Source organism: Pseudoalteromonas sp. B131b (genome assembly GCF_037162545.1).
Taxonomy (GTDB): Bacteria; Pseudomonadota; Gammaproteobacteria; order Enterobacterales; family Alteromonadaceae; genus Pseudoalteromonas; species Pseudoalteromonas fuliginea.
The window spans coordinates 2,012,545-2,038,828 of record NZ_JARLUZ010000001.1 but is presented as its reverse complement, the minus strand read 5'-3'; the positions used below and the strand labels follow the sequence as shown (position 1 = coordinate 2,038,828).

The following is a 26,284-nucleotide window of genomic DNA, read 5'->3' as shown; positions in this document are numbered from 1 at the left end:
AGTTTATTTGCTCATAGATTCGACAACTGTCGCAATTTTTTGCGCACTATCGAGTACTATTTTTTCTTGTTCTGCTTCAACCATAACACGCACAACAGGCTCAGTACCTGATTTACGAAGTAAAACGCGCCCTTTATCGCCTAAGCTTTTCTCTACTTCGGCAACAGCTGCAAGGACCTCTGTTGTACTCGTTGGATCAGTTCCCGGTGTATAACGTACGTTAATCATTTTCATTGGGTATTTAGTAAAGCCTGCACCTAAGTCTTGTAGAGTACGGTTTTGTGCAACCATTGCAGCCAATACTTGTAGGCTTGAAATAATACCATCTCCGGTACTTATCAAATCTAGATTTAGAACATGGCCCGAGCTTTCCCCACCAATTTTCCAACCCTTCTGTTGCAGTAATTCCATAACGTAGCGATCGCCTACTTTACTACGTGCGAACTCAATTCCTTTGGCTTTTAAAGCATTTTCAAGACCCATGTTAGACATAACAGTCCCAACTACGCCACCACCTAAGTTATCTTCTTGGGCTGCTTGACACGCAATTATATAAACTAGATCATCACCATCAAATACACGGCCATTATGATCAACCATCATAACGCGATCACCATCACCATCATAAGCAATACCTACGTCTGCTTTAAATTCAAGTACTTTACGTTTAAGTGTATCTACGTGTGTAGCACCACATTCATGATTTATGTTTACGCCATTTGGCTCACACGCATGGGTAATTACTTCAGCACCAAGTTCGCGCATAACAGAAGGAGCAATATGATATGTAGCACCATTAGCACAATCAACGACGACTTTGAGACCCTCTAATGACAAACCTTGTGGAAACTGACTTTTACAAAATTCTATGTAACGACCATCTGCACTGACTAAACGAGATGCTTTACCTAATTTATCAGATGCAACGCAAGTCATTGGCTCATCAAGCATCGCTTCTATTTGAAGCTCTACGGAATCAGCTAGCTTTAGGCCTTGTCCGTTAAAAAACTTAATACCATTATCGTAATAAGGGTTGTGTGATGCACTAATTACAATTCCCGCTTCCGCACGAAACGTTTGCGCTAAATAGGCAACAGCAGGCGTTGGCATAGGGCCAAGTAACACGACGTCAATACCTGCGGCAATTAACCCAGCTTCAAGTGCTGTTTCAAGCATATAACCTGAGATACGTGTATCTTTACCAATAATTACTTTTTTAGTGCCACCCAGAGATAAAACACGCCCTGCTGCCCAACCTAATTTCATAGCAAACTCAGGGTTAATAGGTGCTGTACCAACTAATCCACGCACTCCATCAGTGCCAAAATATTTTCTTTCTTTCATTATTGTATTCCTTGTTCGCAGGCTCGTAATACACTAAGCACGTCTGCGGTTTCTTTTACGTCATGTACGCGAATAATTTTTGCGCCATTTTGCGCCGCGATTAGCGCACCTGCTAAGCTACCTGCCAATCGCTCACTTGTTTCTCTATTTAATAAATTACCTATCATCGATTTACGAGATAAACCAGCCAATAATGGCAAACCCAATTTATTAAAATCATTAAACTTAGCCAATATTTGATAGTTATGGTTAAGCGTTTTTCCAAATCCAAAACCAGGATCTAGGATAAGTCGTTCAAACTTAATCCCGGCTGTTTCACAGGCTTTAATACGTTGACTAAAAAACATATTTATATCTGCAAACAAATCATCATAATGAGGTGCACATTGCATACTGCGAGGTTGCCCTTGCATATGCATTAAACAAATTGCTACATCTTCATAGTGCGCAACCGTTTCTAACGCATCTAATTCTTGCAAAGCTCTTACATCGTTGACTATATCAGCCCCTGCGAGTATTGCTTGTTCCATTACTTGCGCTTTACTGGTATCAATTGAAATAATGCAATCACTGTGCTCACGTATTGCTTTAATAGCGGGAATTACGCGGGCAAGTTCATCTTTCAAACTCACATTTGGTGCGCCTGGGCGGGTAGATTCTCCGCCTATGTCTACAATTTTCGCACCATCATCCAATAACTGCATTGCACGTTTCAGTGCTATTGTTGGGTCTAAAAACTGCCCACCATCAGAAAATGAATCCGGCGTTACATTTAATATTCCCATAATAACGGGCTTTTCAATATTAAGCGTACGTCCTCTGGGAAGCTTTAATATGTTAGTCATTGCCAACCTTTATTCTTTTTCCAATAAAATTAAATTAATGATCTATTATAGCGATAAGTAAATAGCTTAATTACAAGGCGGAATTATGACATATAGTTATTCTATATAAATAATTTCTCAGCGAAGTTAGTGAGTTATTTAATTCGCTAGAATGAACATCCATCAATAAAATTGGTATAAATAACTGATACAAAAAAGCCCCGAAGTACGGGGCTTTCATTCGCTATTTTAACGATTATTCAGCTTTATCATCAAGGTTTGTTTCATCTTTTTTCGATGAATCATCCGATTTTTGACTTTCATCGCTAACTGGCTCTTGAGATTCTTCAGCTTTTACCGGTTTTGCTTCATGGCGGTCATGTGCATCACGCGGTTCACGCACTGGTTGGCGCGCCATTAAATCATCAATTTGCTTAGCATCAATAGTTTCATACTTCATCAGGGCATCTTTCATTGAGTGAAGAATATCAATGTTTTCTTTTAATATTTCTTCTGCTCGTTGATAGTTACGATCTGAAAGTAATCGAACCTCTGCATCAATTATCTTTGCTGTGTCGTCTGACATGCTAGATGCACGACTGCCGCCGCCACCCATATACATTTCATTTTGATCTTCAGCGTAAAGTAACGGACCGAGCTTTTCACTTAAACCCCAGTGTGTAACCATTTTACGAGCAATATCTGTAGCTCGTTCAATATCATTACTCGCACCTGTTGTTACTTTATCAGCACCATAAATAAGCGCTTCAGCAATTCGACCACCGTAAAGGCTAGAAATCATTGATTCTAAAAGCTCTTTTGAATGACTAACACGGTCTTGTTCAGGCAAGTACATTGTTACACCTAGCGCACGGCCACGTGGAATAATAGATACTTTGTAAACTGGATCATGTTCAGGAACCATACGACCAACAATTGCGTGACCTGCTTCATGATACGCAGTCATTGCTTTTTCTTGCTCGCTCATCACCATGGTTTTGCGTTCTGCACCCATCATGATTTTATCTTTAGCAGCGTCAAATTCAGCCATACTTACAACACGCTTATTGCCACGTGCGGCATAAAGTGCAGCTTCATTTACTAAGTTCGCTAAATCAGCGCCAGAAAAACCAGGTGTACCACGTGCAATAAGTGCCGCTTCAACGTTATCGCCTAATGGCACCTTACGCATGTGTACTTTAAGTATTTGCTCACGGCCACGAATATCAGGTAAACCTACTTCTACTTGACGGTCAAAACGACCTGGACGAAGTAATGCTGGGTCTAATACATCTGGTCGGTTAGTTGCTGCAATAACGATAATACCTTCGTTACCACCAAAGCCATCCATTTCTACTAGCATTTGGTTAAGTGTTTGCTCACGTTCGTCGTTACCGCCGCCCATACCAGCACCACGTTTACGACCAACAGCATCAATCTCATCTATAAAGATAATACAAGGCGCTGCTTTTTTAGCTTGCTCAAACATGTCACGTACACGTGATGCACCAACACCTACAAACATTTCAACAAAATCTGAACCAGAAATTGTAAAAAACGGTACTTTCGCTTCACCCGCAACAGCCTTTGCAAGTAACGTTTTACCAGTACCAGGAGGACCAACCATTAGTACGCCTTTAGGAATACTACCGCCAAGTTTTTGAAACTTAGAAGGGTCACGTAAAAAGTCTACCAATTCGGTAACATCTTCTTTCGCTTCATCACAACCAGCAACATCTGCAAACGTTGTTTTAATTTGATCTTCGCTCATTAAACGCGCTTTACTCTTACCAAATGACATAGCGCCTTTACCGCCGCCGCCTTGCATCTGACGCATGAAGAATATCCATACACCAATAAGCAGTATCATTGGGAACCAAGAAATAAATATACTTGCTAAAAATGACTGTTCTTCAGGTTTTACACCCTTCACATTCACATTACTTTTTAATAAGTCATTTAAAATATCTTTGTCATAAATAGGCATAATCGTTTGAAAACGTTCGCCACTGGTTTTAGTACCTGTAATTGTCCCACTGGTACTTTCAATTGCCACTTCTTGTATAGAGCCATTTCGGGCGTCTTTAACAAATTGACTATAGCTTGTCTGACGATCAACTTGATCGCCACCATTAAAGCTCTGAAAGACTGACATCAGCACAACTGCAATGACCAGCCATAGTATTAAATTTTTCGCCATATCGCTCAAGGGGTTAACCTCTTGTATCCAATTAATTTAAATTCAACTAAACGCCAAGCAACTGTACTACAGTTTGTATCCAGTCGCTACTATATATACTTCCCGAGAACGGGCACGCGAGGCATCAGGTTTACGTATCTTCACTACTTTAAAACTATTACGTACGTCTTGTAAGTATTGATCAAAGCCTTCACCTTGAAACACTTTAACAATAAATGCACCATTTTTCTTTAGCACTTGGCTACACATATCTAATGCAAGCTCTACCAAATACATACTACCAGCTTGATCAACTGAATTATTACCACTCATATTTGGTGCCATGTCAGAGAATACCACATCAACATTTTTCCCATCAATGCGTTTTAATAATGCATTTAATACAGCCTCCTCACGAAAGTCACCTTGTAAGAAGTCTACACCTGCAAGGGAATCCATCGGTAAAATATCACATGCTATTACTTGACCTTTATCACCCACTTTTTCGGCTAAATATTGTGACCAACTACCCGGCGCGGCCCCTAAATCTACAACTGTCATACCCGGACGCAGTATCTTATCTCTGTTCTGAACTTCATCTAATTTAAAAACCGCTCTAGAACGCCAGCCTTTTTTTGCGCTTCTTGAACATATTTATCATCAAAATGTTCTTTCAGCCATCGCTGTGAACTGGCTGACTGTTTTTTATTTGTCATAAATTAACACGCAACTAATTAGTAATATTCTTTAGATGGCGGTAGAATACCCTTAATTCAACCCATATTCAGCAAAATTTGTATAAACATGACATTATCAAATAAACAAAAGCAGTTTTTAAAAGGTCAGGCACATAGCCTCAAGCCAGTAGTTTTACTAGGTTCTAACGGTTTAACCGAAGGCGTAGTAATGGAAATTAAAAGTGCGTTAGAAATTCACGAATTGATTAAAGTGAAAGCGCCGACTGACGATCGTGAAACTAAAGCTCTTATTTTTGAAGCTATCGTACGTGAAACTGGTGCGACTAAGTTACAAACAATTGGTCACACTATTGTACTTTATCTTCAAAGTGCTGAGAGAAAAATACATTTACCACGTAACTAAATTACTATTTTAAGTAACCTAGTGTGTTTAATGAAAAAACCAGCTTAATGCTGGTTTTTTGTTATTTAACGTTTTAAATTAAAAACTCATTTTATGATGGGTTACATCATATTCACTGCCAGTACTACTGGGCTTCTTATTTAATATAAAGTACTGAGTAAATTGTGTTTCACTCATTGCTAGCACTTTTTCATTCGAAAGTAGCTCGGCTAGTTGCGGTGTTGTATTACTGTGCCCAATAACAACAACTACACCTTTTAGTTTTAGTAACTCATTTTTTAAATCACTTAGCTCACCTGCGTTATACACATTTACGTCGATATTAAAATATGCCTGCAAAGGAGCTGCTGTTTGTAACGTACGTTTATAGTTGCTGCTGAAAATATGTATCTTTTGATATTCTTTAAAAAAAGTAACTAAATTATTTGCACGTGCCTTTCCCGCCTCTGAGAGCGCTGGATTTTTACCCGCTAATTTTTCGCTATGACGAAACAAATATATTTCATCCGGTGTTGCAAATGCCAAACTACAATTAAATAACATAACTAAAAAAATGATTGCTAATATTATTTTATTATTCATATTTTTTTACCTCGTTTGTATTCTAATAGTCTGTCGATGAATTCAGTCGTTAGTTCATTGATTACGCCAGTTTCAGCATTAACTATTAAGCTAAAACCAATATTTAAGTGAGGAAATACAACCACATCACTTCTATAGCCTTGCACCCACCCGCTATGATAATAAAGCGTTTCTTCCGCGTAGTTATAAACACGCCAGCCTAAGCCGTAATATGCTTCATTAAGGTGCTTTTTCCACACCCTGCGATAAAGTTCTTTTTTTGTATGTGTATAAGGACGTGTTTGTTTTGCTAACGCATCTAGCGATAGAACATCAGGGTATTGTCCTAGTTGCGCTTTTAACCAAATAGCCATGTCACTAGCACTGGCATTAACACCTGCTGCGGGCCCTACTTTATAGTAATTTTTTTTAAGTTTAGCAGTATACCAACGCTTTTTACCACGCACGTGAGGGAGTGCAAAATTTTTATCTTTTACCATACCGTCATAACCTAAACTGGCATCTGCCATTTTCAGAGGTAAAAAAACAGCTTTACTTAACCATTGGGAATAACTTTTATTTGTAGCGTGAAAAATCACATCGTCAATTAAGCTAAACATTACATTTTGATAACCGTAGCATTGTCCGGGTTCACAAATTGGCTTAACGCTAAGTAGCTTTTCAACAATATCGGGGTAGCGCATACGCGACTCAATTAAGTTATCGTATGCATTTGGTACTAAACCACTTGAGTGACTTAAAAGGTGAAATACTTTTAAATCATCTTCATACACTGTGTTTTTGAACTCTGGAATATAATTACTTATTGGTTCATCTAACCTTAATATCCCGTCAGAGGCTAGCTTTGCAGCTAACGAACCTGCAAAGGTTTTAGACACAGATGCCAATCTAAAACGAGTATGAGCATCAACACTTTGCCCATTACGTGCTTTGGTAGCTCCTATCGGATGAATGTAGTCACTATTTTGAATATTAACTATCGATAATGCCGCACCGGGAATACCTTTACTCTTTAGTTTCTTTTCGGCATAGCGACCGTACTTTTTTACAAATGAATCCCAACCGGGATCCGCTTTTGCTACTACATCTATTGAGCTAAGCAATAAACACAGCGCTAGAAGGCCATACAATACAGGGGGAGGTACTTCATTTTTTATAATTTTTATCTTTTTAAACTACATCTAGGTACATAATATCATGAAGTTTTGTTTGGACTAACGTACAATACGACGATTATTGTATTTTTAGTGGGTGTGAAGTACTTATGCGTTTTTTAGTTGTGTCACTTTTTATTTTATTTTTAAGCGGGTGTGTTATCACAAAACAACCAGCGGAGCCTTTAGCTATGCCGTTGAAGCCTAACTTAAAAAGCCAAACATACCAGCTTGAATATGAAACGACTCATTCGTCACCAAAAGTTAAATCTGTTCAATTACCTGCACATAAAGTTATAAAAAATCAAACTGTTAAGATAATTTCAGACAAAGCAAGCCTAACAGACACACTATTATCGCAAATAAGCCAAGCATTAAACGACAAAGCATTAAAAGTAACGACAAAAAATAATAGTGACTATGTTCTTACTATACAGCAGCTTGATTTGTCATTTACAGACGATACAAAATATTTAATTAAACAGCCAAAAAAGCCCTTTTCGTTTTATACAGAGGTTGCCCAACAGTACCCAATTCAACAATGTGCCACTATTTTTGCTCAAGTCAGCATGCGTCTAACTCATAAAAAGTCTGGCGACATTGTCTGGTTTGCTAAGTCTTCAATCGACAGCGCAAGCTTTCATCGTGAGCCGCTAGTGTATAGTTTTAATGAAGAACAAAAAATTACGAATGAATTAGAAGTTGTTGCCTTTATCCACCAGCAAAATACAGAAGAGGCACGTTTAGCAAGGTTAGGTAAAGAAATACAAATTCCTAGCTACAAAACACTATCTAAGTTATCAAGCTTAACAAAGCTTAGCGGTCCATGTAATCGTACAGAAATAAGTGCATTAACCCCAATGATGCAATTTTATTTAAGCAGTATATTAATCGATAAAATTAAAGTTCAGTAATTTCTAATGTTTGCTACATTTTTTTACAGATTTAAGGAACGTATTAACAATATACTACGCTTTATAACATATAATAATTAGGCTCTTTTGAGATGAAAAACGCTTTACTTAATTATACTTTTTTTATCATTACACTCTTATGTATGAGTATTTTTAGTACTTCAAGTATGGCAAGTAATCGTTATTATGCTGATAACACCTTAGAGCCAACTCAAGGTTTTGCATGGGATTGGAGCGCTGGTGTTGGTTATCATATCGGTGACTCTTACCTAATAGGTGTCGACTCTTATGACCATGGAATGCTGGTTGACTTAACACTTGCCCTATCTTATGAAAATTTTTATCTCGACTTTGATCATAATCAACTAAGTGGCGGCCTTGTTGTAGGTTACAGCCTGATAGACAAGTTTGATTGGGGTCTCGATATTTTAGGTACAAATGTTCAAAGTGGCTTTAACGATAAAGGACTTGGTCTATACAATGATGGCATTATCGATGAGTTAAGGGGTATAAAAACACGTAACTACGATTTTGATACCGGACTCAGATTAACTCGTCGATTTGAAAACTCACAAATTTCTTTTGAATACCTTCATGACATTTCTGGCACACATAATGGCTGGATCGTAAATACCTTTTTTAGCCATATTTTACCCTGGCGTAACTGGGAGTTTAGAACTGGAGTTGGGTTGAGTGCTTACTCTAGTGACTTCACCAATTATTATTTTGGTATAGACAGTAGTGAAGCGACGAGTGATCGTCCAATTTATAGAACAAATGCAAGTAGCAGTATGATGTTTGAATTCCATGCTGAGTACCCAATTAACCAAGATTGGGTCTTTTTAGCAGGATGGCTGACGACTTGGTTTTCAAATGAGATTGATGAAAGCCCTATTATTACTCGAAGATATCAACACCAAGCCAAGGTAGGCCTTCGTTATGTATTTTAGATGGGTCTGTGCTTTTCTGCTTTTCCCTACGGCATTTTTATCAAAAGCAGATGAAATGCCCAATGCTCTTATTGCGCTTCCAGATACTTGTGTCGCACTTAGAGAAGGAAGAAACTGTTATGCTGATATCACTCTAACATGGCATCAGCCAACGTTTGGCAATTACTGCTTACGCGATGCGACCTCAAAGTACATTATGCAATGCTGGCTTAAACAAAAGGAAGGAACTTTTAATTATGCTTTTGATTCACAGCAGAGTATCTCATTTGAGCTCTTTGATAGTAATACATCTAAAGTTATTAGCCTTACAGAAGTAAAACTACAGTGGGTATATCAAAACAGACAAAAGAAACGCCGTTGGCGATTATTTTAATAAACACATTAAGGATAATTTATGAATAACTACGGCACTATTTTACTCGTTGAAGATGATGTATCGCTCGCTCAGTGGGTTGCAGAATACTTAACGGAGCAAGGTTATACGACCCATGTATGCCATCGAGGCGACGAGGTTATTGGCCAAGTAAAAACCTTAAATCCTAGCATTGTCCTACTTGATATTATGCTTCCTGGACAAGACGGAATTAGCGTATGCAGAGAACTGCGTAGCTTTTATAACTCCCCTATTATAATGCTCACCGCACGCGATGAAGAAATGGATGAAGTAATAGGGTTAGAAGTTGGTGCAAGTGACTATGTCATGAAACCAGTTCGCCCTCGTGCACTTTTAGCTAGAATTAAAGCTGCACTTCGCCAAAATAATGAACCAAACAAATCACTGGCAAACGAAAAATTAATAACGGTTGGCGCGCTGAGTATTAACACAGAATCTAGAAGCGTAAAATTAAACGATCTTGATATAAATATATCCAGCGCAGAGTATTTACTTCTTCACTATTTAACGAGTAATGCGGGTCAAGTCGTATCACGTGATGCTGTTTTTAAAGCAACAAAAGGCCGTGAGTATGACGGCTTGGATAGAAGTGTTGACGTACTTATTTCAGCACTGCGCAAAAAATTTAATGATGATCCACAAAATCCGACTAAAATTAAAACTATATGGGGACGAGGTTACTTACTCGTATCTACCGCATGGTAAAAAGTGATACATAAGTGAAGACGTTTTATATTTCACTACTTAGCAGTGCGCTTTTATCTATCGTTGTACTTGGCTGGTTAATTGATGCATTTAGCCAACAAACACAAACCTCAGAAGATGAATTTAGTGTACAAGGTAAGATGATAATGGGCTTTAGCAAACAATTAGCTAATATCCCAACTTCTGAACGTGGTCGTTATGTAAAGCAACTAGCGAATGAGTTTAATTTATTAATTGATTACAAGCACAATGAATCTCTCGCACTACCTCCTTCATTATTATTACAGATGCACACTGCCGGTGGGTTGATTTTAGAAGATCAACAAGGCTTCTATATGCTTTATAGTAGTCAAATATTAAGCCCCTTTCATATATCAATGCGGTTAGACAAACGCGTAGATACTGAGCAGCGCAATGATATATTTTTAACACTACTATTTTATGCTGGTTTGTGCGTATTTATGGGGTTTATTATTACCCCTCTTGCAAAGCGCTTAACAGTCTTAAATGAAGCAGCTAAAAAGTTTGCCTCAGGTAATGTACAAGCAAGAATTAAAGTGTCGCACTTCACCTACATAAAAGATGTAGAGCTCACATTTAACAGAATGGCCAGTCAGATAGAAAAACTAGTCGCCGAAAATAAACTAATGGCGTCAAGCTTATCTCACGATATTCGTACACCCATTGCGTGCCTGCGCTTTGGATTAGATGCGGCTATTGATAGCTATGATGAGCAACAAATAAAAAAATATTTATCCCGTATGGAAAGCGATTTAGACCATATGGAGTCTATGTTAAAAAGCTATTTAGCCTTTGCAACGCTTGAGCAAAATGCCAACAAATTGACCTACTCTTCAACTAATATTAAGCACTATCTCAGTGATATATTAATACAACTTGCACCTAAATTTGAATCGCAAATGCTCAACGTACAACTTAATAGCTCAAGTGACATTATCAATGCCGACTTACATTGGCTTGCTCGTGCAATAACTAACTTATTAAATAATGCTTGTGACTTCGCAGAGCTACATATTTATCTAAGTGCTAAAGTGTACGGACACCAGCTTGTAATCACTGTTGAAGACGATGGCCCTGGTATAGCAAAAGAAAATTTTAACAACGTATTTAGCCCATTTTTCAAAGAAGAAGAACATCGTAACCGCGCAGATAAAAGCTATGGGCTTGGCCTTGCGATTGTTGAAAAAGTAGCTGATTGGCATCATGGCAGCGTAAAAGTAAGTAAAAGTAACCAATTAGGTGGAGCCTGTTTTACACTTATTATCGTTCAACATCACAAAGCGTAAAGCATTAATTACACCCTGTAATTAACATTTTAAAAACAAAAACAACCTGTTAACTTTAACTATACAGTAACATTTATTAAAAACATCGCGTATACCATACTACTGGCATACTAAATTGTGTGAGATCAGCAAATAAGCACTTTTTATTTTTTTACATTTCCAGTAGATTGTCTGCGCCGTCAAAAAATAGAGAAGTACAATAATATGAGCGCAGTTAGAGGCGAGTTTAGTTCTCGTTTTGGTTTTATTATGGCCGCCGCAGGTTCTGCTGTTGGCTTGGGTAATATTTGGGGATTCCCTACACAAACAGCCAGCAATGGTGGTGCTGCTTTTTTAGTTGCATATTTAGTACTCGCGTTCTTTTTGGCTTACCCAGCTTTAATGGCCGAACTTATGATTGGTCGCCATGGTCAAGCAAATGCAGTTTCATCGCTTCAAAAAATATCTAATAGACCTTGGCAAAAACACTTCGCGTTTATTGTTGGTTTTGGCGGTATTTTATGTGCTGGATTTATATTAAGTTTTTACGCGATTGTTGCCGGTTGGATGCTCAGCGCAACAGCAGAGCCAATAGCGACGCTTGTTGGTGCAAACTCTACATCCACATGGCTAAGCGAGCAATCACTTACGCGAAATATTATATTTACTATGATCTTTATCTTATTAACCGTCGCTATTATTAGTCGAGGTGTTGAAAATGGTATAGAAAAATGGTCAAAGCGTTTAATGCCTGCATTACTGGGAATTTTATTTTCATTAATTGCTTATGTAATGACGCAAAATGGCGCAATGGAAGGCTTAAAGGCGTACTTAGTTCCTGATTTTTCTTCTATTTTTGATCCTCAGTTATTAGTCAGTGCGTTAGGCCAAGCTTTTTTCTCATTATCATTGGGTACCAGTGTAATGATTATTTATGGCTCATACATTAGTAAAAAAGAGAACCTCGTTTCATTAGGTGCTTATGTAACCCTTATTGACGTCTTCATTGCCTTTGTAGCAGGTTTACTTATTATTCCTGCAATGTATGTCGCTCAAGCACAAGGCGTAGAAATATTTTCACCGGTAACAGGGAAGCTGTTATCAGAAGATACATTAGTATTCCAAGTACTACCTGCATTATTTGATGGTATGGGTAGCGTAGGCTTATTTGTTGGCTTTGCATTTTTTGCGTTGATGAGCATAGCAGCGCTAACATCATCAATCTCAATGCTTGAAGCACCGGTATCATACACAGTAGAACGCTTTGCAATGAAACGTGTGCAAGCTACTTGGTTCATTGGCGCTTTAATTACTGTCGTTAGTATTACAATTGTATGCAATCTCAGCTCTTTATTTGGTCTGGTTATAACACTTACAACGAAAGTTGCCCAACCACTATTAGGGTTAATGTGTTGTATATTTGTTGGTTGGATTTGGTACAGGGGTTCACTACTCAAAGCTATTCAGCAGGGAAACCCTGAAGTCCATAATACATTTTTTGGAAAATATGGCCTTGGTATACTAAGTTTGTATGCCCACTAGCAATAGGTACAGTTTTTTTACATTCGTTATTAGGTTAAGCACTATAAAAATAGCCCACATTTGTGGGCTATTTTGTTAGCTATTAAATTAAGTCACTTAGCGTAACTAAAATCACTAAACCACTTTTAAAATCATGTCTTGATGAGGAATACCATCTTCAAGGTACTCTTCCCCCACACTTTCGAAACCAAATGAGCGATAAAAGTCGAGTAAATATGTTTGCGCGCCAATGTAAATATCACGCTCAGGCCACTGGTCTTTACAACAATTTATAGCTGTAGCTACAAGCTCACTTGCATAACCTTTGCCTCGTACCTTTTCATTCACTAAAACACGCCCTATTGAGCTGTACTGCGCGTTTCTATCATAACAACGAGCGTAGCTAAGCAACTTATTATTATCAATGCTATATATGTGCCGAGTAGTCACAGCAACATCATTATCATCAAACTCTGGGTAAGGACAAGCCTGCTCAACTACAAACACATCCACCCGACCGCGTACAATAGTAAAAAGTGTATGTGTATCAAAAGCCTCAAATGACTCACATTTAAACTGCATATTAAATCCTATAGACAAAAACCCAGCCTAAGCTGGGTTTGTTTAAATCACTGGCGAGTATTAAGCAAATAAACGCTCTAACTGATCACAAAGCTGTGAAAGATTAACATGATCATGCTCTATTGTTACGTCAATATAACCATCACCTTTAAAAGCACGATCGAGCTCAATTAAAACATGTGTTTTATGCGCTTCCGGCACAAACGACAATTCAATTTCCTGAATGCCAAATAAGCTTCTGCTATTAGGTTTATATTCAAGCTCTTGATAACAGCCAGATACAGACTGAAATGTAGATGCGCGTAAATGCCCCTTCTCCACATCAGCTTTAGCTAAGCTAAAACCTAATTTTTCCATTGCCTGCATACAGGTTTTAACTGCTTCATTAGGGTAAATATGCAAATGGTCTTTATCAGTAGGGTCAAGTGCTAAATCAATATCCAAACCAGTTTCTAGCCAAACGTGAGATTGATTGTAACCTGCATTAATTTCTGTAATTGGTGTTTCAGAGTGAAGACGCGCCTCAAAAGGAATACTTTTAACTTCGCCAGGCTCAATTGTACCAATTTCAGTGATGCGCCACTGATCAATTACATGATTAGTAAAATAATCCCCATCATCTCCTGCTACTTTAACACGAGTCATTAGTAGCAAATCTAAGCCTGATATTTCTTGGCTTATATCACCTGCAGTAATTACAATTTGTGCATTGAAAAGCTGACCTGGTTGCAAGTGCTCTGTCTCTAAAATAGTGTCTACTTTAGCGGCACCAATACCTACCGATGCTAAAATCTTTTTAAACATATATTTCTCCTTAAGCTGAGCGGCTCTGTTATATGCTCTAACTTAAACCTCTTCGTTATCGCATCTTAACCATATTTAAAAGCGGTTGTCAGTGAAAAAGTGTTATTTACATGCTATTTACGATTAAATACGTGTTATATGAGCATTTTTCATACGCAGTAAAGTATCAACTTCATTAAATGAGCATGTCTTTACACTATATTTATTTTCATTGATATGAGTTTTTCGCTACACTGCAATACCAAATGAAGTGATATTAAGAATTATGGAACTAATCTATTTTGCTACCGCGTTTGTTTGTGGTTTTGCTGTTTACCAATTAAAACTACCTCCTCTTATTGGCTTTTTATTAGCAGGCTTTGCTTTAAATTTATCGGGTTATAAAAGTACAGAACTGCTTGATACAATTGCAGCCCTTGGTGTTACCCTTTTATTATTCAGCATTGGCTTAAAACTCAAAGTTAATAGCTTAATGAAACCGCAAGTCTGGGCACCAGCCACGCTTCACATTATTTTTAGTAGTGCTTTATTCAGTGGCTTTATGTTATTGCTTGGGGTCTTCGCCCTCCCTCTTTTTGTCGACTTGAGTTGGCAAAGCGCCTTATTAGTTGGATTTGCCCTAAGTTTTTCTAGTACTGTATTTGCGGTGAAAGTACTCGAAGAACGCGGAGAAATGGCAAGCTTACACGGCAAAATTGCCATTGGTATATTGGTAATGCAAGATATATTCGCCGTAATATTTTTAGCAATTAGTACAGGCAAAGTCCCTAATGTTTGGGCGTTAGCGCTTATTGTTGCTCTACCTTTATTGCGCCCTCTTATGTACTGGGTGCTTAATCGCTCTAAACATGGTGAGCTACTCCCATTATTTGGCTTTTTCTTTGCGCTTATTGCAGGTTATAACGCATTTGAATATGCAGGCCTTAAAGGTGATTTAGGAGCACTTATAATAGGAATGATGTTTGCACCGCATAAAAAAGCTGGCGAATTATCAAAATCGTTACTTAATTTAAAAGATATATTACTGGTTGGTTTTTTCTTAAGCATTGGCTTAAATGCCGAGCTAACGATTAATTCTTTAATTATTGCCATCATACTTATTTTTGTATTACCGATTAAAATAGCCCTTTATTATTTATTTACAAATGCATTTAAACTACGTGCTCGTACGTCGCTACTTACAGCCTTTAGTTTATCCAATTACAGTGAGTTTGGCCTTATTGTATGTGCGGTAGCGGCTACAACGGGGATGATTACCTCTGAATGGTTAGCGGTAATGGCTATCGCTGTCTCTATCACCTTTGTGATTGCATCTCCTCTAAACAAGCGTTCCAACGAGTTATATGTAAAAGTAGAACATTGGCTATTAAAGTTCGAAAGTAAAACACGCTTAGCAGAAGAACTACCTGTAAATCTGAACGATACTAAAATAGTTATTTTTGGAATGGGTCGAATTGGTACTGGTGCATACGAAACAATTAACGCTACGCACCCAAATTTAGTTGCTGGTATTGACATAAAACCTGAGGTGGTTGATAAACATATTAATAGAGGCAGAAAAGTGCTGATTGCAGATGCAACCGATCCCGACTTTTGGCAACGCGTAAACCACTCTCATGTAGAAATGGTTATGCTTACTATGCCAAAGCATATGCAGAATATTTTTGCCTTAGAGCAGCTCCAAGCCTCAGGTTATAAAGGTCAGGTAACTGCCATTGCAAACTACCCAGATCAACAAAAAGAGCTTGAAGATATGGGCGTACACTCGACCTATAACTTTTACCTAGAGGCTGGTAGTGGTTTTGCTGAACATGTAAAACAAAAACTGTTTACGTAAAGTGAGATCTAGTCCTTAATAATTACTAAAGATAATTTAACCTTTTTTCCTACACGGATGTAGGTAATGGGCGTTATCAGAACGTAGAAACGTGTTAATAATTTTTATTTAGAACAACTAGGTAAAAAAATTTGCCTAGTTCAGCGCAATTTCCTTACCGTTAAATAGACTCCATATAGAAGCAGATTGGTATAAATCCCCCAAGTTAGAACAAATTTTAATCCGGAAAGATCAACAAGCACTAGCTAAAAAATAAAAATAATGAACTATACATTTATTTTAATACTTTTTGATGACTGAAAATCAATTCTATTTACATTCCTTTACAAGCGGGCCAACTAACATGTAAAAAAACAGGTAGACTGTTCGTGTTGGTTAAATAAGCTTCATGTTCTAAGACTTAATTAATTAGACTCCAGCTAATTAAAGTTCAACTAAGTTTAATTTTCTAACATAAATTCTTAATTAAGAGGGCCTACTCCCTCACTCAATAGGCTGTTTCTTGCCCGTCACAGCCTATTTTATTTCCTTAAAACACCTTACACTTAACTATGTCTTATACATTGAAGTAAGTGAATGGATCCAGAACAATTAAAACTTGCCATTAATACCAAAATGCCGTTTGGAAAATATGCAGGACGCCCATTATTAATGCTGCCAGAGCCTTATCTTGTGTGGTTTAAGCAACAAGGCTTTCCTGATTCAAAACTAGGTAGTCAATTAGCAATGATGTACGAAGTAAAGTTGAATGGGCTTGAGCAAATGTTGATGCCGTTATTAGAAAAAAATAAAATAATTGGAAACTATTTTTAAAATACACGGTCTACTACTTTGCTACTTGTTGATTTTGGTTTTAACCACAAAAAAAGCGCCTTAAGGCGCTTTTTTTATATCCTCCGTGAAACTACTTTTTAGCGGCAAGCTAATGACAAATTTAGCCCCACCAAGGACTGATTTTTCAACCCAGTAATCACCTTGATGCCAAGATACAATTTTACTCACAATAGCGAGTCCTAAACCAAACCCACCTGTTTTTTTGTCTCTACTCTTATCGAGGCGCGTAAAAGGTTTAAACACATTTTCTCGCTCCATTTCAGCGATACCTATTCCATCGTCTTCAACAATAAATAGTATGCTGCGAGGCTCTGTAAGCAGTGTTACTTTTACTTGGCTTGTTGCGTATTTAATAGCATTACCAATCAAGTTCTGAAATACGCGAGCAATGAAATGACTATCGCATTTATAACTTAACTTATCAGGCAAGTTATTTATAAGTCTAGTTCGCGTGTCAAAATTTAGCTTTTCAATACTTGTTTTAACCAATCCGACTAGATCACAACTTACAGACTGTAAACTTGGTTGCTGAGAGTCTAACCTTGCGTATTCAAGCATTTCTGAAACAAGTGATTCAAGTTCATTTATATCAGCGCTCATATTAGCTAAATATTTTTCGCTTTTATCATCTAAAAGTTGATCTTGGAGCATAGCAATTGCAAATTTAAGACGTGCCAACGGCGTTCGAAATTCATGAGAAACAGACGATGTAAGCTCCTGCTGAGCTGTTAATAAAAAAGTTATACGTTGTTGCATTACTTTTAGTGTATCGGTAACGGGTAAAAAAACGATTTAGAGGTATTTGTTAATTGAAAATCTTGCAAGCCTTCGACGGCCTCACATGCGTGTCGCAATTTAGAAAAATCACGCCAAAGTAAAAAGCTCCAAAGACCTACAGGCACACCAACAATAATAAGTAATAATAAATATGGCCAAACAGAAGTGGGGGTAGACGTTGATACTCCTACAGGACCAACCTGTAGCAGTTCATTTTCGCTAAGCTCTACATACCATACAATACGTTGTTGTTTATCGTATAAATAGAGGTAGTGATTGTCTGTTAATTTCGCTTGTTGTGCTAAAGGTAATATTAAATCACGTCGAGCAATTATGTGGCTTTCAAAATTATGTTCTAGCTTTTTTAGACCGTTAGGAGTTTGTGAGAGCAACCAAAGCGATTGCCCAAACTCATCGTCTAATAATACTTGCTGCTGTGAGTCTTCATAAGGCCATAACTGTTCAACTACACCGCTTACTACGAATAAAGAAACCACGATGTAAATATATAAACTCGTAAACAGTTTTCCCATTAAAGCCGACTAACCCATAACATTAATTATAATTCCCATGCATCAGAAACAAATAAATAACCTTGTCCCCACACTGTTTTGATACGATAAGGCTTATCGCTATTGTCACCTAGTTTTTTACGAATGCGTGATACCCTAACGTCAACAGTTCGATCAAGGCCGTCGTACTGACGTCCTATCATATGTTGATGGACATGTTCACGACTAAGCACTTCACCCGCATTAGAGGCCAGTAACCAAAGTAGTTCAAATTCATGAGAAGTAAGCGTTATTTCATTATTATTTAATTTTACGATACGGCTTGTTTTATCTATGCTTAGGTCACCAAACTGTAACTCTTCACTTGCTTTCACGATAGGTTGACCACGGCGTAACAGCGCATTTATTCTAGCTAGTAATACACGCGGTTCGGCAGGCTTTATAACGTAGTCATCAGCACCAAGCTCTAAACCAAGTACCTGATCAAAATCTTCACCTTTGGCTGTTAGCATAAGAATAGGCAGAGTATATTTATCGCGAACTTGACGGCAAACGCTAAAACCATCTTTTCCTGGTAGCATTACATCTAAAATAATTAGATCGACTGGATTAGCTTCTAAGTAGTCAAAGACTGCATCGCCACGATCTAACACTGCGACTTCTAAGCCGTTATGTTCAAGATAATCTTTTGTTAATTGCTGTAAGCCGAGATCATCTTCAACAAGTAAAATTTTTGGCATTAGTTGCTCCTAATTTAAAAAAGCTCCACGGAGAGCGAAGTCTGCGCCTATTTTTCTTTGCGTGCGCGCTCTGTACTTCAACCTGTATTTTTGCTAATAGTACACCCGTGTGAGGATTGATTAGGGAGTATATGGTCTCTACCTGAACCCGCGCTTTATAATTGAATTGCCCCGAACGTTGCTGTTTCCAACAATAAATTTTTTCATCTTGTTGATATAAACAAACATCACTCAATGCTTCTTGCTGCCAATTAAATTGTAAATCAAGATCACAAAATGCTTGTTGCTCAGAAATCACACATACTTTGGGAGAGACGCTAAAATTAGCGGTTTGTGCTCTGCAAGAACCACTAAATAGCGATGCTATAAACACAATAAACATTAAATACTTCATATTAAAAAGTATGATCTAATCCTATAAAGGCAGTCATTGAATAAGCATGTTCAAAGAGCGGACTACCATCCATAGCCGAATAATTGTAATATGCTAAATGAAAACGAAGTGAGTTAACCTTACTCAGCGGCCAACGGGCGTCGATTTTAGCATAAGGCTGCCAACTACTGCCAACATCAATTTTACCTAATTTAGTTTCGTCGGCTTTTAGTCCATAGAAATAGTCATTTAGTTCAGCCGATTTATAATTTATTCCCAGCGTCGGTTTTATTTTTAACTTTCCAACTTCAGCATGATATTGCCACTGCAATGCACCACGCAATCCGTTATAAACACTGGTAACATCATGAAGTGCTTGAATAGAAAATACGTTAGCATCATCTACATAGTGATATGCAATGCCCGCATCGAGGGCAATATGGCGTTTTTCTATGTCATTTATATTGATATTTTTGGGAGATGAAGTACTTTGTTGCTGCACTAACTGACTGTTTAACGCACTCGTTTGCAGAGTAAAAATATTAGTAGGATGCCAATCAATAAAAAAACGAGACTCTGCATTTAATTCACTAACAAGGTTTAAATTATGTTTTTGACTTTGTATAAAAGAATAACCAAGCCTTCCATTATCGAAAAACCAGTGCTGGCCATAAAAAGCCACCTGCGGAATCAACACAAGGGGAATGTTGTCCCCACCTCGTAATGGGTTTGTAACAACTCCAGCACCAGCGCTTAGACTAAAATGCCACTGCTCTATAGCTATATGTTGCTCTTCAAACTCTTGTGTTACATTTTTAGCTTGCTGTCCATTGGCAGCAAAGCATGCAACTAAAGTGATCAGCAAAAAAGCTGTTAATATTGAAAAGTTAAACCGCATCAGTATAAGTCAAAGTGTGTGAAAATTATTAAGTGCCCCATAGTAGCAAGGTCGTTTTAAACTAGCTCTAGCTAGTTACAATCATTCACAATTTTTATACATATTAATTAACTTATGTGCATTATTTGAACAACTAAACATCTGGCGCTATCTCTATTCGATTACGACCATGAGTTTTTGCTATGTAAAGCGCTCTATTAGCGCGTTCAACTAACACAGTGCCATTAGTAAATGGTCGTAGAATAGCCAAACCAAAACTCGCAGAAATAGCACGTTTAGTATTAGTATCACCTTTTTTACGAACAGCCAATTTTGCAATATCCAAACGAATACAATCTGCAAATGCCATCATATCGTTGATAGTGTCAAAATAAGCTGTAATACAAAATTCTTCACCGCCATAACGATAAACTTTTGCAGTCTCTTTAATTTTTTCTTTCACTTTTTTTGCTACTAACTTTAATACTTCGTCACCTTTTTGATGGCCAAAGTCATCATTAAAACGTTTAAAATGATCAATATCAAACATAATGAGAACCGCAAGTGATGTGTGTTGATTTTGCTCAGAATACTTTTTACAAAAATCCGTAATATCTAAATCAAACTTACCTCGGTTATAAAAACCAGTAAGAGGGTCTGTATCAGCAACTTCTTTTGAAACATTGAGTGCTTCTTTTAAGTCTTTTATTTCATTATAAGCAAATGCAAGTTTAGTTTGAAACTCACGTGCATGATTTTGCATTGCAATCGATTCATCGGTTAAACGTTCAACGCACCCAAGCACTTGATTATAAGAGCTAATATCTGTAATCAAATTTAACTCATTCTGGGAGTCAACCAAGGTTGTAGTAAAACTTTTTGAATGCTCAAGCGCAATGCCTAAATCTTTTTGCACTTGATCGATTGTGCTATGAAATTTTTCGGATACGTCTTGAAATAACGCTAAATCGTCTTTATTTAAATGCTTATCAAATATTGCCTTCGCTCTATCTTGAGTGCAAGTTTGTTGCTGAGCAATGACATGATCAAGCTCTGCATTTAAAGAGGGTTTATTACCTTGTATATAACAATACCAAATAGCGTAATTGATTGGCGTAACCGGCATGCGGTACTTTACCATCATAGGAATCGCCTTTTTTAGGCATTGAGCAGAATGAGCAAGTGATACGGCACGATCCATAGTAAAATAAACTCTCAAGCGTCATTATTTTTATTGTTAGGTTTTTGATGTTAATTAATAGTAAACCTATAAGCAACTAATATTCATACTATTTTATGAACTAAATGAATATTTGATCCTTTAAATAGCACTTGCGTCTAAAGTTTGTGCAATACTCCATAAAGCACTAATAGCAGGATCATTTAACTCTTTACGAAGAACAGCTAGACCAATCTCAAAACCTTCTGGAGTAGCCCTCTTTGTATCCAATACTTGTACCTTATCCTGCAGTGGACTGTTATCTAGCACTATTTTAGGGACCATTGCGACACCTAAACCCAGACTCACCATTGACACCATAGCTTCATGACCAGCGACTTGCGCATAAATCTTTCCATGGACATTATTTTTACGCCACCACTGCTCAAGTCGTTGCCTTGAAAAACCTTGCTCCGGAACAATAAATTCAAGTTCAGACCAATCAATATTATCACCGTTGTTTATTAACTTTTCAGTGATCTGACAATGAATTCTAGGTGCAATTAAAACAAGTGGTGAATAGCCTATTTTTACAAATGCTATTTGTGTAGGAAGCTTATTTGGCTTGGCTGCAATTGCCATCGACTCGTGACCATCGAGTACCCTATTAATAGCTAAAGCTGGATCACCGGTATTTAAAGTTATTTCGATATGCTGATGCTGTGCACGTAATTGCTCTAATATTTGATGTAAAAAACTATAAGAAGCTGTCACTGAGCAATAAATACTAACATTGCCATAAATATGCTGTTGTGGATCTTTCACATTCGCTTTAAAACGTTGCCAACTGGCTAACGTTGCCGTAGCGTAATCAATAAACGACTCTCCTTCACGTGTTAATTTAACACTGCGGTTATCGCGTATAAATAATGCAACACCAACCTCTTCTTCCAAGTGTTTTATATTGCGGCTCAAAGTAGGCGCACTTATATGGCAAAGTTCGCTTGCGCGGCCAAAATGAAGTGTTTTAGCCAGTGCTAAAAAGTAGTTTAAATGTTTATGATCCATGCCAAACTCAGTGTTTCATATTATGAAACACTTTAATTCAAATATATCATTTTACGCAAGTAACTATTTTACATATGGTGTTTGTAAGCGCAGTAAACATTGCGCATCTAACAAATATTACTTTATAGGACACTAACAATGGCGAATTATTTCAATACCTTACCTTTACGCGAGCAATTAGCGCAATTAGCGCAATGTGAATTTATGGACGCAGCCGAATTTGCCGATGGCGTTGATGCACTTAAAGGTAAAAAACTCGTTATTGTAGGCTGTGGCGCACAAGGTTTAAACCAAGGCTTAAACTTACGTGACTCTGGTTTAGATGTTTCATACACATTACGTGCATCAGCCATTTCTGAGCGCCGTCAATCTTTCCTTAATGCATCTGAAAATGGCTTTACTGTAGGCACTTACGAAGAATTAATTCCTACAGCCGACGTAGTACTTAACTTAACGCCAGATAAACAACATACCGCTGTAGTAAGTGCGATTATGCCGCTTATGAAAAAAGACTCTACACTTGCTTACTCTCATGGCTTTAATATTGTTGAAGAAGGCATGCAAGTGCGTGAAGACATTACCGTAATCATGGTTGCGCCTAAGTGTCCTGGTTCTGAAGTTCGTGAAGAATACAAACGTGGTTTTGGTGTGCCAACTCTAATTGCTGTTCACCCAGAAAATGACCCTCAAGGTCATGGTTTAGCACAAGCTAAAGCGTATGCAGCAGGGACTGGCGGACACCGTGCTGGTGTACTTAAATCATCATTTATTGCTGAAGTTAAGTCAGACCTAATGGGCGAGCAAACCATTTTATGTGGCATGCTACAAACTGGCTCTATTTTATGTTTTGATAAAATGGTAGAAAAAGGCGTTGATGCGGGTTATGCATCAAAGCTAATTCAATACGGCTGGGAAGTAATTACCGAAGCACTTAAGTACGGCGGCGTTACAAACATGCTTGACCGCCTTTCAAATCCTGCAAAAGTAAAAGCGTTTGAACTAAGCGAAGAGCTAAAACTAATTATGCGCCCGCTTTATAATAAGCATCAAGATGACATCATCGACGGCACTTTTTCACGCACCATGATGGAAGACTGGAATAACGATGACGTAAACTTACTTAAATGGCGCGCTGAAACAGCAGAAACTAACTTTGAAAAGACTCCTGCTGGCGATGTAGAAATCTCAGAACAAGAATTTTTTGATAACGGTATTTTAATGGTAGCAATGGTTAAAGCAGGTGTTGAACTTGCATTTGAAACCATGACTGCCGCCGGTATTATTGAAGAGTCGGCTTACTACGAGTCATTACACGAAACGCCATTAATCGCCAATACTATTGCGCGTAAAAAGCTTTTTGAAATGAACCGTACTATCTCTGATACTGCAGAATACGGCTGTTATTTATATAACCATGCATGTTTACCATTACTTGCTGATTTTATGAAAAACGTTGATACAGACATTATTGGTAAAGGCCTTGGCGAGCACAGTAACCAAGTTGATAACCAAACATTAATTCAAATCAATGCTGCATTGCGTGAACACCCTGTTGAAAAAGTAGGTGCTAAACTACGTGGCTACATGTCTGCAATGAAGAAAATTGTTTAATTCTAGACAATAAAAGTTTCGCTTGTTAGAAACCAAGCCCATATGCTTTTCGCACGTGGGCTTTTTTATGCATATTCACAACACTGCTTACTTTCATTTGTTCAGCTTGAGCTAATAATTAGCCCATAATAAATAATGTGCTAACATGGCTTTCTAATTAAGTTGTAAAATAAATTATTATGATGTTACAAAACCTTTCTATTACTCAAAAAATAACAGCCCTTGGCAGTAGTATTGCTATCTTTGTTGCCGCACTAATAGGCCTAACCTCGTTATACAGTTCAGAAGATATTATTGAACAACGTATGATTGAGTCTGAACTTCCAAGTAAGCTGCAAACTATCAGTAACCATATTGGTGGTGAAATAAACGCACTCATTGGTGCTGCTGAACAATTATCGTCAAATGAATTCATTTTACAATGGTCGCAAACTAATACTAAAAATGATGCTGTCTTACTTAAAGAATTAAACCGTTTAGTCACGCAGTACAATTTAGCAACCGCGTCTTGGGCAAATAGAGACACAGCTCAATATTGGAACCAAAATGGCTTTTTGCGCGTATTAAAAAATGATACTGCTGATGGCTGGTTTTTTGCATTTAAACAATCGAAAAAACCATACTCAATAAGTATTTACCAAGAGTCTGCAAATGATGTAAAAATGTTTATAAATCATCAACAGCCTAATGGAACAGGCTTAGCTGGCCTTGCTAAAAGTATTACTGAGATGCAAAAGCTATTGCAGCAATTTAAAATTGAACAAACTGGTTTTGTATTTATTGCAGATAAAAGTGGTTTAATTCAGCTGCATAAAGATTCAAGTAAAGTAGCAAAAGTTAATATTGATGAATTATTTACAGCTGACATACATAACCAGCTATTAAGCAGTTATGGCTTTGTATTAAAAGAAATAAACTTAAATGGTGAGCCAACCCTCGTGGCGGCAACACCAATCAAAAACACCGATTTATATGTTGTAGCCCAAGTGCCAAAAAGTGAAGTATTCGCAAGCGTAAATACCCTGCAATGGCAAATTTTTACTTTTACATTAATCATTGCATTAGTTGCTAGCCTAATTAGTTACTTACTTGCTCGATCGCTCTCATCACCTTTATCTAAAATGGCAGAACTATTTTCACGCTTGGGTTCTGGTGATGCTAATCTTGCTTATAGATTACCTGAATCAAGCCAACCAGAGCTTAATAACTTAAGTGCTGGTTTTAATCAGTTTATCGAAAAAATAGAAATTGCTATTCAGCAAGTCGCGAATGAAAGCCATGACATAAGAAAAAGTTCAGATCATGTTTTTGAACAAGCTAAACGCAATTCACTCGCAATCGATAGTCAAAAAGAACAAACGATCTCGGTTGCTGCTGCAATAAACCAAATGGGTGCAACGGTACAGGAAATAGCACAAAGTGCGGCAAACACAGCAAAACTCACTGATAGCAGCCGTGAAAAAACTATACAAAGCCATCAGCAAGTTGTTCAAAGTCAGACAACTATTTCTGCTCTTGCGAGTGATATAGATGGCATTACAGAGCAAGTTACCCTGTTGTCTAAAAAAACAATTGATATTGCTAACATTATTGATGCAATCAGAAGCATTTCTGAACAAACTAATTTATTAGCATTGAACGCAGCTATTGAATCGGCTCGTGCTGGAGAGCATGGTCGCGGGTTTGCTGTTGTTGCCGACGAAGTGCGCGCACTAGCAAACCGTACTTCTCAGTCAACAAATGAAATTCAGTCAATGATAGAAGAGCTAACACAGATTTCTGATGATGTAGTTAACGATATTAGCCAATCAAAAGATAAAGCGCAGCAAAGCGTAGGGGCAATGCAAAACTCAGTAGAGTTACTTAATACGATAACCGAAACTGCAAACCAAATAAACGATATGGCCACACTTATAGCCACAGCAACAGAGCAGCAAAGCAATGTAGTTGCCGATGTAGGACGTAATATTGAGCAAATAAGTGAAATTAGTGATAAAGCAATGAGCGAGCAAATTAATACAGAGCAAGCCATTCGTGATTTAGCAAATAGCGCTCAAACTCTTGATGAGCTTGTCGATACATTTGAAAAGCATCGTTAAGTGGTTTGGCACTGCTATTACGAACAAGCTAGCATTAACTGCAGTTAATGCTAGCTT

Annotated in this window: 22 protein-coding genes and 3 pseudogenes; 11 read left to right on the top strand and 14 right to left on the bottom strand. The window is 37.6% G+C overall.

Annotated elements, in window-relative coordinates:
* Positions 1-3: 3 nt before the first annotated feature.
* The 4 genes and pseudogenes from glmM to rlmE form a co-directional block, all read right to left on the bottom strand.
* Positions 4-1,344 (bottom strand): phosphoglucosamine mutase, encoded by a 1,341-nt coding sequence (gene glmM, locus P4S65_RS09315; protein ID WP_007377781.1) that lies wholly within the window; start codon positions 1,342-1,344, stop codon positions 4-6.
* Positions 1,344-2,189, bottom strand: a complete 846-nt coding sequence (gene folP / locus P4S65_RS09310) for a dihydropteroate synthase (RefSeq protein ID WP_337120025.1) — start codon at positions 2,187-2,189, stop codon at positions 1,344-1,346. The genes glmM and folP overlap by 1 nt, the downstream gene beginning before the upstream one ends.
* Positions 2,190-2,424: 235 nt before the next feature.
* Entirely contained in the window at positions 2,425-4,368 is a 1,944-nt protein-coding gene (gene ftsH, locus P4S65_RS09305) for an ATP-dependent zinc metalloprotease FtsH (protein WP_033015932.1), read from the bottom strand.
* Between the two features lie 66 nt (positions 4,369-4,434).
* Positions 4,435-5,063, bottom strand: a pseudogene (gene rlmE / locus P4S65_RS09300) (23S rRNA (uridine(2552)-2'-O)-methyltransferase RlmE).
* An 88-nt stretch (positions 5,064-5,151) separates the two neighbouring features.
* Here rlmE and yhbY point away from each other — a divergent pair.
* Complete coding sequence (gene yhbY / locus P4S65_RS09295) at positions 5,152-5,448, top strand: ribosome assembly RNA-binding protein YhbY (protein WP_007377785.1); 297 nt, start codon at positions 5,152-5,154, stop codon at positions 5,446-5,448.
* 78 nt (positions 5,449-5,526) lie between these two features.
* On the opposite strand, the gene P4S65_RS09290 is transcribed toward yhbY, so the two are convergent.
* Both P4S65_RS09290 and P4S65_RS09285 read right to left on the bottom strand, forming a co-directional pair.
* Entirely contained in the window at positions 5,527-6,030 is a 504-nt protein-coding gene (locus P4S65_RS09290; protein WP_096792672.1) for a SixA phosphatase family protein, read from the bottom strand.
* The gene (locus P4S65_RS09285) at positions 6,027-7,121 is read right to left on the bottom strand and encodes a serine hydrolase domain-containing protein (protein ID WP_337120750.1); all 1,095 of its coding nucleotides are present in this window, start codon (positions 7,119-7,121) and stop codon (positions 6,027-6,029) included. Before P4S65_RS09285 ends, P4S65_RS09290 begins: the two co-directional genes overlap by 4 nt.
* Before the next feature lie 173 nt (positions 7,122-7,294).
* Between P4S65_RS09285 and P4S65_RS09280 the strand changes: the two genes are divergently transcribed.
* From P4S65_RS09280 to P4S65_RS09255, 6 genes and pseudogenes are all read left to right on the top strand, one after another.
* Positions 7,295-8,098 carry a hypothetical protein gene (locus P4S65_RS09280; RefSeq protein ID WP_337120022.1) on the top strand — a complete coding sequence of 268 codons (804 nt, stop codon included), beginning with the start codon at positions 7,295-7,297 and terminating at the stop codon, positions 8,096-8,098.
* 92 nt (positions 8,099-8,190) lie between these two features.
* Positions 8,191-9,048: a MipA/OmpV family protein gene (locus tag P4S65_RS09275; protein ID WP_007377789.1), complete on the top strand. Its 858-nt coding sequence runs from the start codon at positions 8,191-8,193 to the stop codon at positions 9,046-9,048.
* The gene (locus P4S65_RS09270; RefSeq protein WP_008136943.1) at positions 9,038-9,421 is read left to right on the top strand and encodes a DUF3019 domain-containing protein; all 384 of its coding nucleotides are present in this window, start codon (positions 9,038-9,040) and stop codon (positions 9,419-9,421) included. The genes P4S65_RS09275 and P4S65_RS09270 overlap by 11 nt, the downstream gene beginning before the upstream one ends.
* 21 nt (positions 9,422-9,442) lie before the next feature.
* Positions 9,443-10,147, top strand: coding sequence for a response regulator transcription factor (locus P4S65_RS09265; RefSeq protein ID WP_007377791.1), 705 nt, complete (start codon positions 9,443-9,445; stop codon positions 10,145-10,147).
* 14 nt (positions 10,148-10,161) lie between these two features.
* Positions 10,162-11,454 (top strand): ATP-binding protein, encoded by a 1,293-nt coding sequence (locus P4S65_RS09260; protein ID WP_337120018.1) that lies wholly within the window; start codon positions 10,162-10,164, stop codon positions 11,452-11,454.
* A 204-nt stretch (positions 11,455-11,658) separates the two neighbouring features.
* A pseudogene (locus P4S65_RS09255) lies at positions 11,659-13,013 on the top strand (sodium-dependent transporter).
* A 76-nt stretch (positions 13,014-13,089) separates the two neighbouring features.
* Here P4S65_RS09255 and P4S65_RS09250 read toward each other — a convergent pair.
* Entirely contained in the window at positions 13,090-13,536 is a 447-nt protein-coding gene (locus P4S65_RS09250; RefSeq protein ID WP_337120016.1) for a GNAT family N-acetyltransferase, read from the bottom strand.
* A gap of 60 nt (positions 13,537-13,596) precedes the next feature.
* Positions 13,597-14,340: a sporulation protein gene (locus P4S65_RS09245; protein WP_096792667.1), complete on the bottom strand. Its 744-nt coding sequence runs from the start codon at positions 14,338-14,340 to the stop codon at positions 13,597-13,599.
* A gap of 265 nt (positions 14,341-14,605) precedes the next feature.
* Between P4S65_RS09245 and P4S65_RS09240 the strand changes: the two genes are divergently transcribed.
* Positions 14,606-16,177, top strand: coding sequence for a cation:proton antiporter family protein (locus tag P4S65_RS09240; RefSeq protein WP_033028584.1), 1,572 nt, complete (start codon positions 14,606-14,608; stop codon positions 16,175-16,177).
* Between the two features lie 576 nt (positions 16,178-16,753).
* Positions 16,754-16,990: a DUF3820 family protein gene (locus P4S65_RS09235; protein WP_337120011.1), complete on the top strand. Its 237-nt coding sequence runs from the start codon at positions 16,754-16,756 to the stop codon at positions 16,988-16,990.
* Positions 16,991-17,050: 60 nt separating this feature from the next.
* On the opposite strand, the pseudogene P4S65_RS09230 reads toward P4S65_RS09235, so the two are convergent.
* The 6 genes and pseudogenes from P4S65_RS09230 to ilvY form a co-directional block, all read right to left on the bottom strand.
* Positions 17,051-18,321 (bottom strand): annotated as a pseudogene (locus tag P4S65_RS09230) (ATP-binding protein).
* Between the two features lie 26 nt (positions 18,322-18,347).
* Positions 18,348-19,040, bottom strand: a complete 693-nt coding sequence (locus tag P4S65_RS09225) for a response regulator (protein ID WP_007378650.1) — start codon at positions 19,038-19,040, stop codon at positions 18,348-18,350.
* Positions 19,018-19,422, bottom strand: coding sequence for a DUF3019 domain-containing protein (locus P4S65_RS09220; protein WP_337120009.1), 405 nt, complete (start codon positions 19,420-19,422; stop codon positions 19,018-19,020). The genes P4S65_RS09225 and P4S65_RS09220 overlap by 23 nt, the downstream gene beginning before the upstream one ends.
* A gap of 13 nt (positions 19,423-19,435) precedes the next feature.
* Positions 19,436-20,311, bottom strand: coding sequence for a MipA/OmpV family protein (locus P4S65_RS09215; RefSeq protein WP_337120007.1), 876 nt, complete (start codon positions 20,309-20,311; stop codon positions 19,436-19,438).
* A 133-nt stretch (positions 20,312-20,444) separates the two neighbouring features.
* Positions 20,445-21,491 carry a GGDEF domain-containing protein gene (locus P4S65_RS09210; RefSeq protein WP_239462858.1) on the bottom strand — a complete coding sequence of 349 codons (1,047 nt, stop codon included), beginning with the start codon at positions 21,489-21,491 and terminating at the stop codon, positions 20,445-20,447.
* Positions 21,492-21,611: 120 nt separating this feature from the next.
* On the bottom strand, positions 21,612-22,517 hold the full coding sequence (ilvY, locus tag P4S65_RS09205; protein ID WP_149614282.1) for an HTH-type transcriptional activator IlvY: 906 nt from the start codon (positions 22,515-22,517) through the stop codon (positions 21,612-21,614).
* 138 nt (positions 22,518-22,655) lie between these two features.
* On the opposite strand from ilvY, the gene ilvC reads away from it, so the two are divergent.
* Together ilvC and P4S65_RS09195 are read left to right on the top strand one after the other, a co-directional pair.
* On the top strand, positions 22,656-24,128 hold the full coding sequence (gene ilvC, locus P4S65_RS09200) for a ketol-acid reductoisomerase (protein WP_096792664.1): 1,473 nt from the start codon (positions 22,656-22,658) through the stop codon (positions 24,126-24,128).
* A gap of 179 nt (positions 24,129-24,307) precedes the next feature.
* Positions 24,308-26,227, top strand: coding sequence for a methyl-accepting chemotaxis protein (locus P4S65_RS09195; protein ID WP_033023841.1), 1,920 nt, complete (start codon positions 24,308-24,310; stop codon positions 26,225-26,227).
* Positions 26,228-26,284 lie beyond the last annotated feature (57 nt).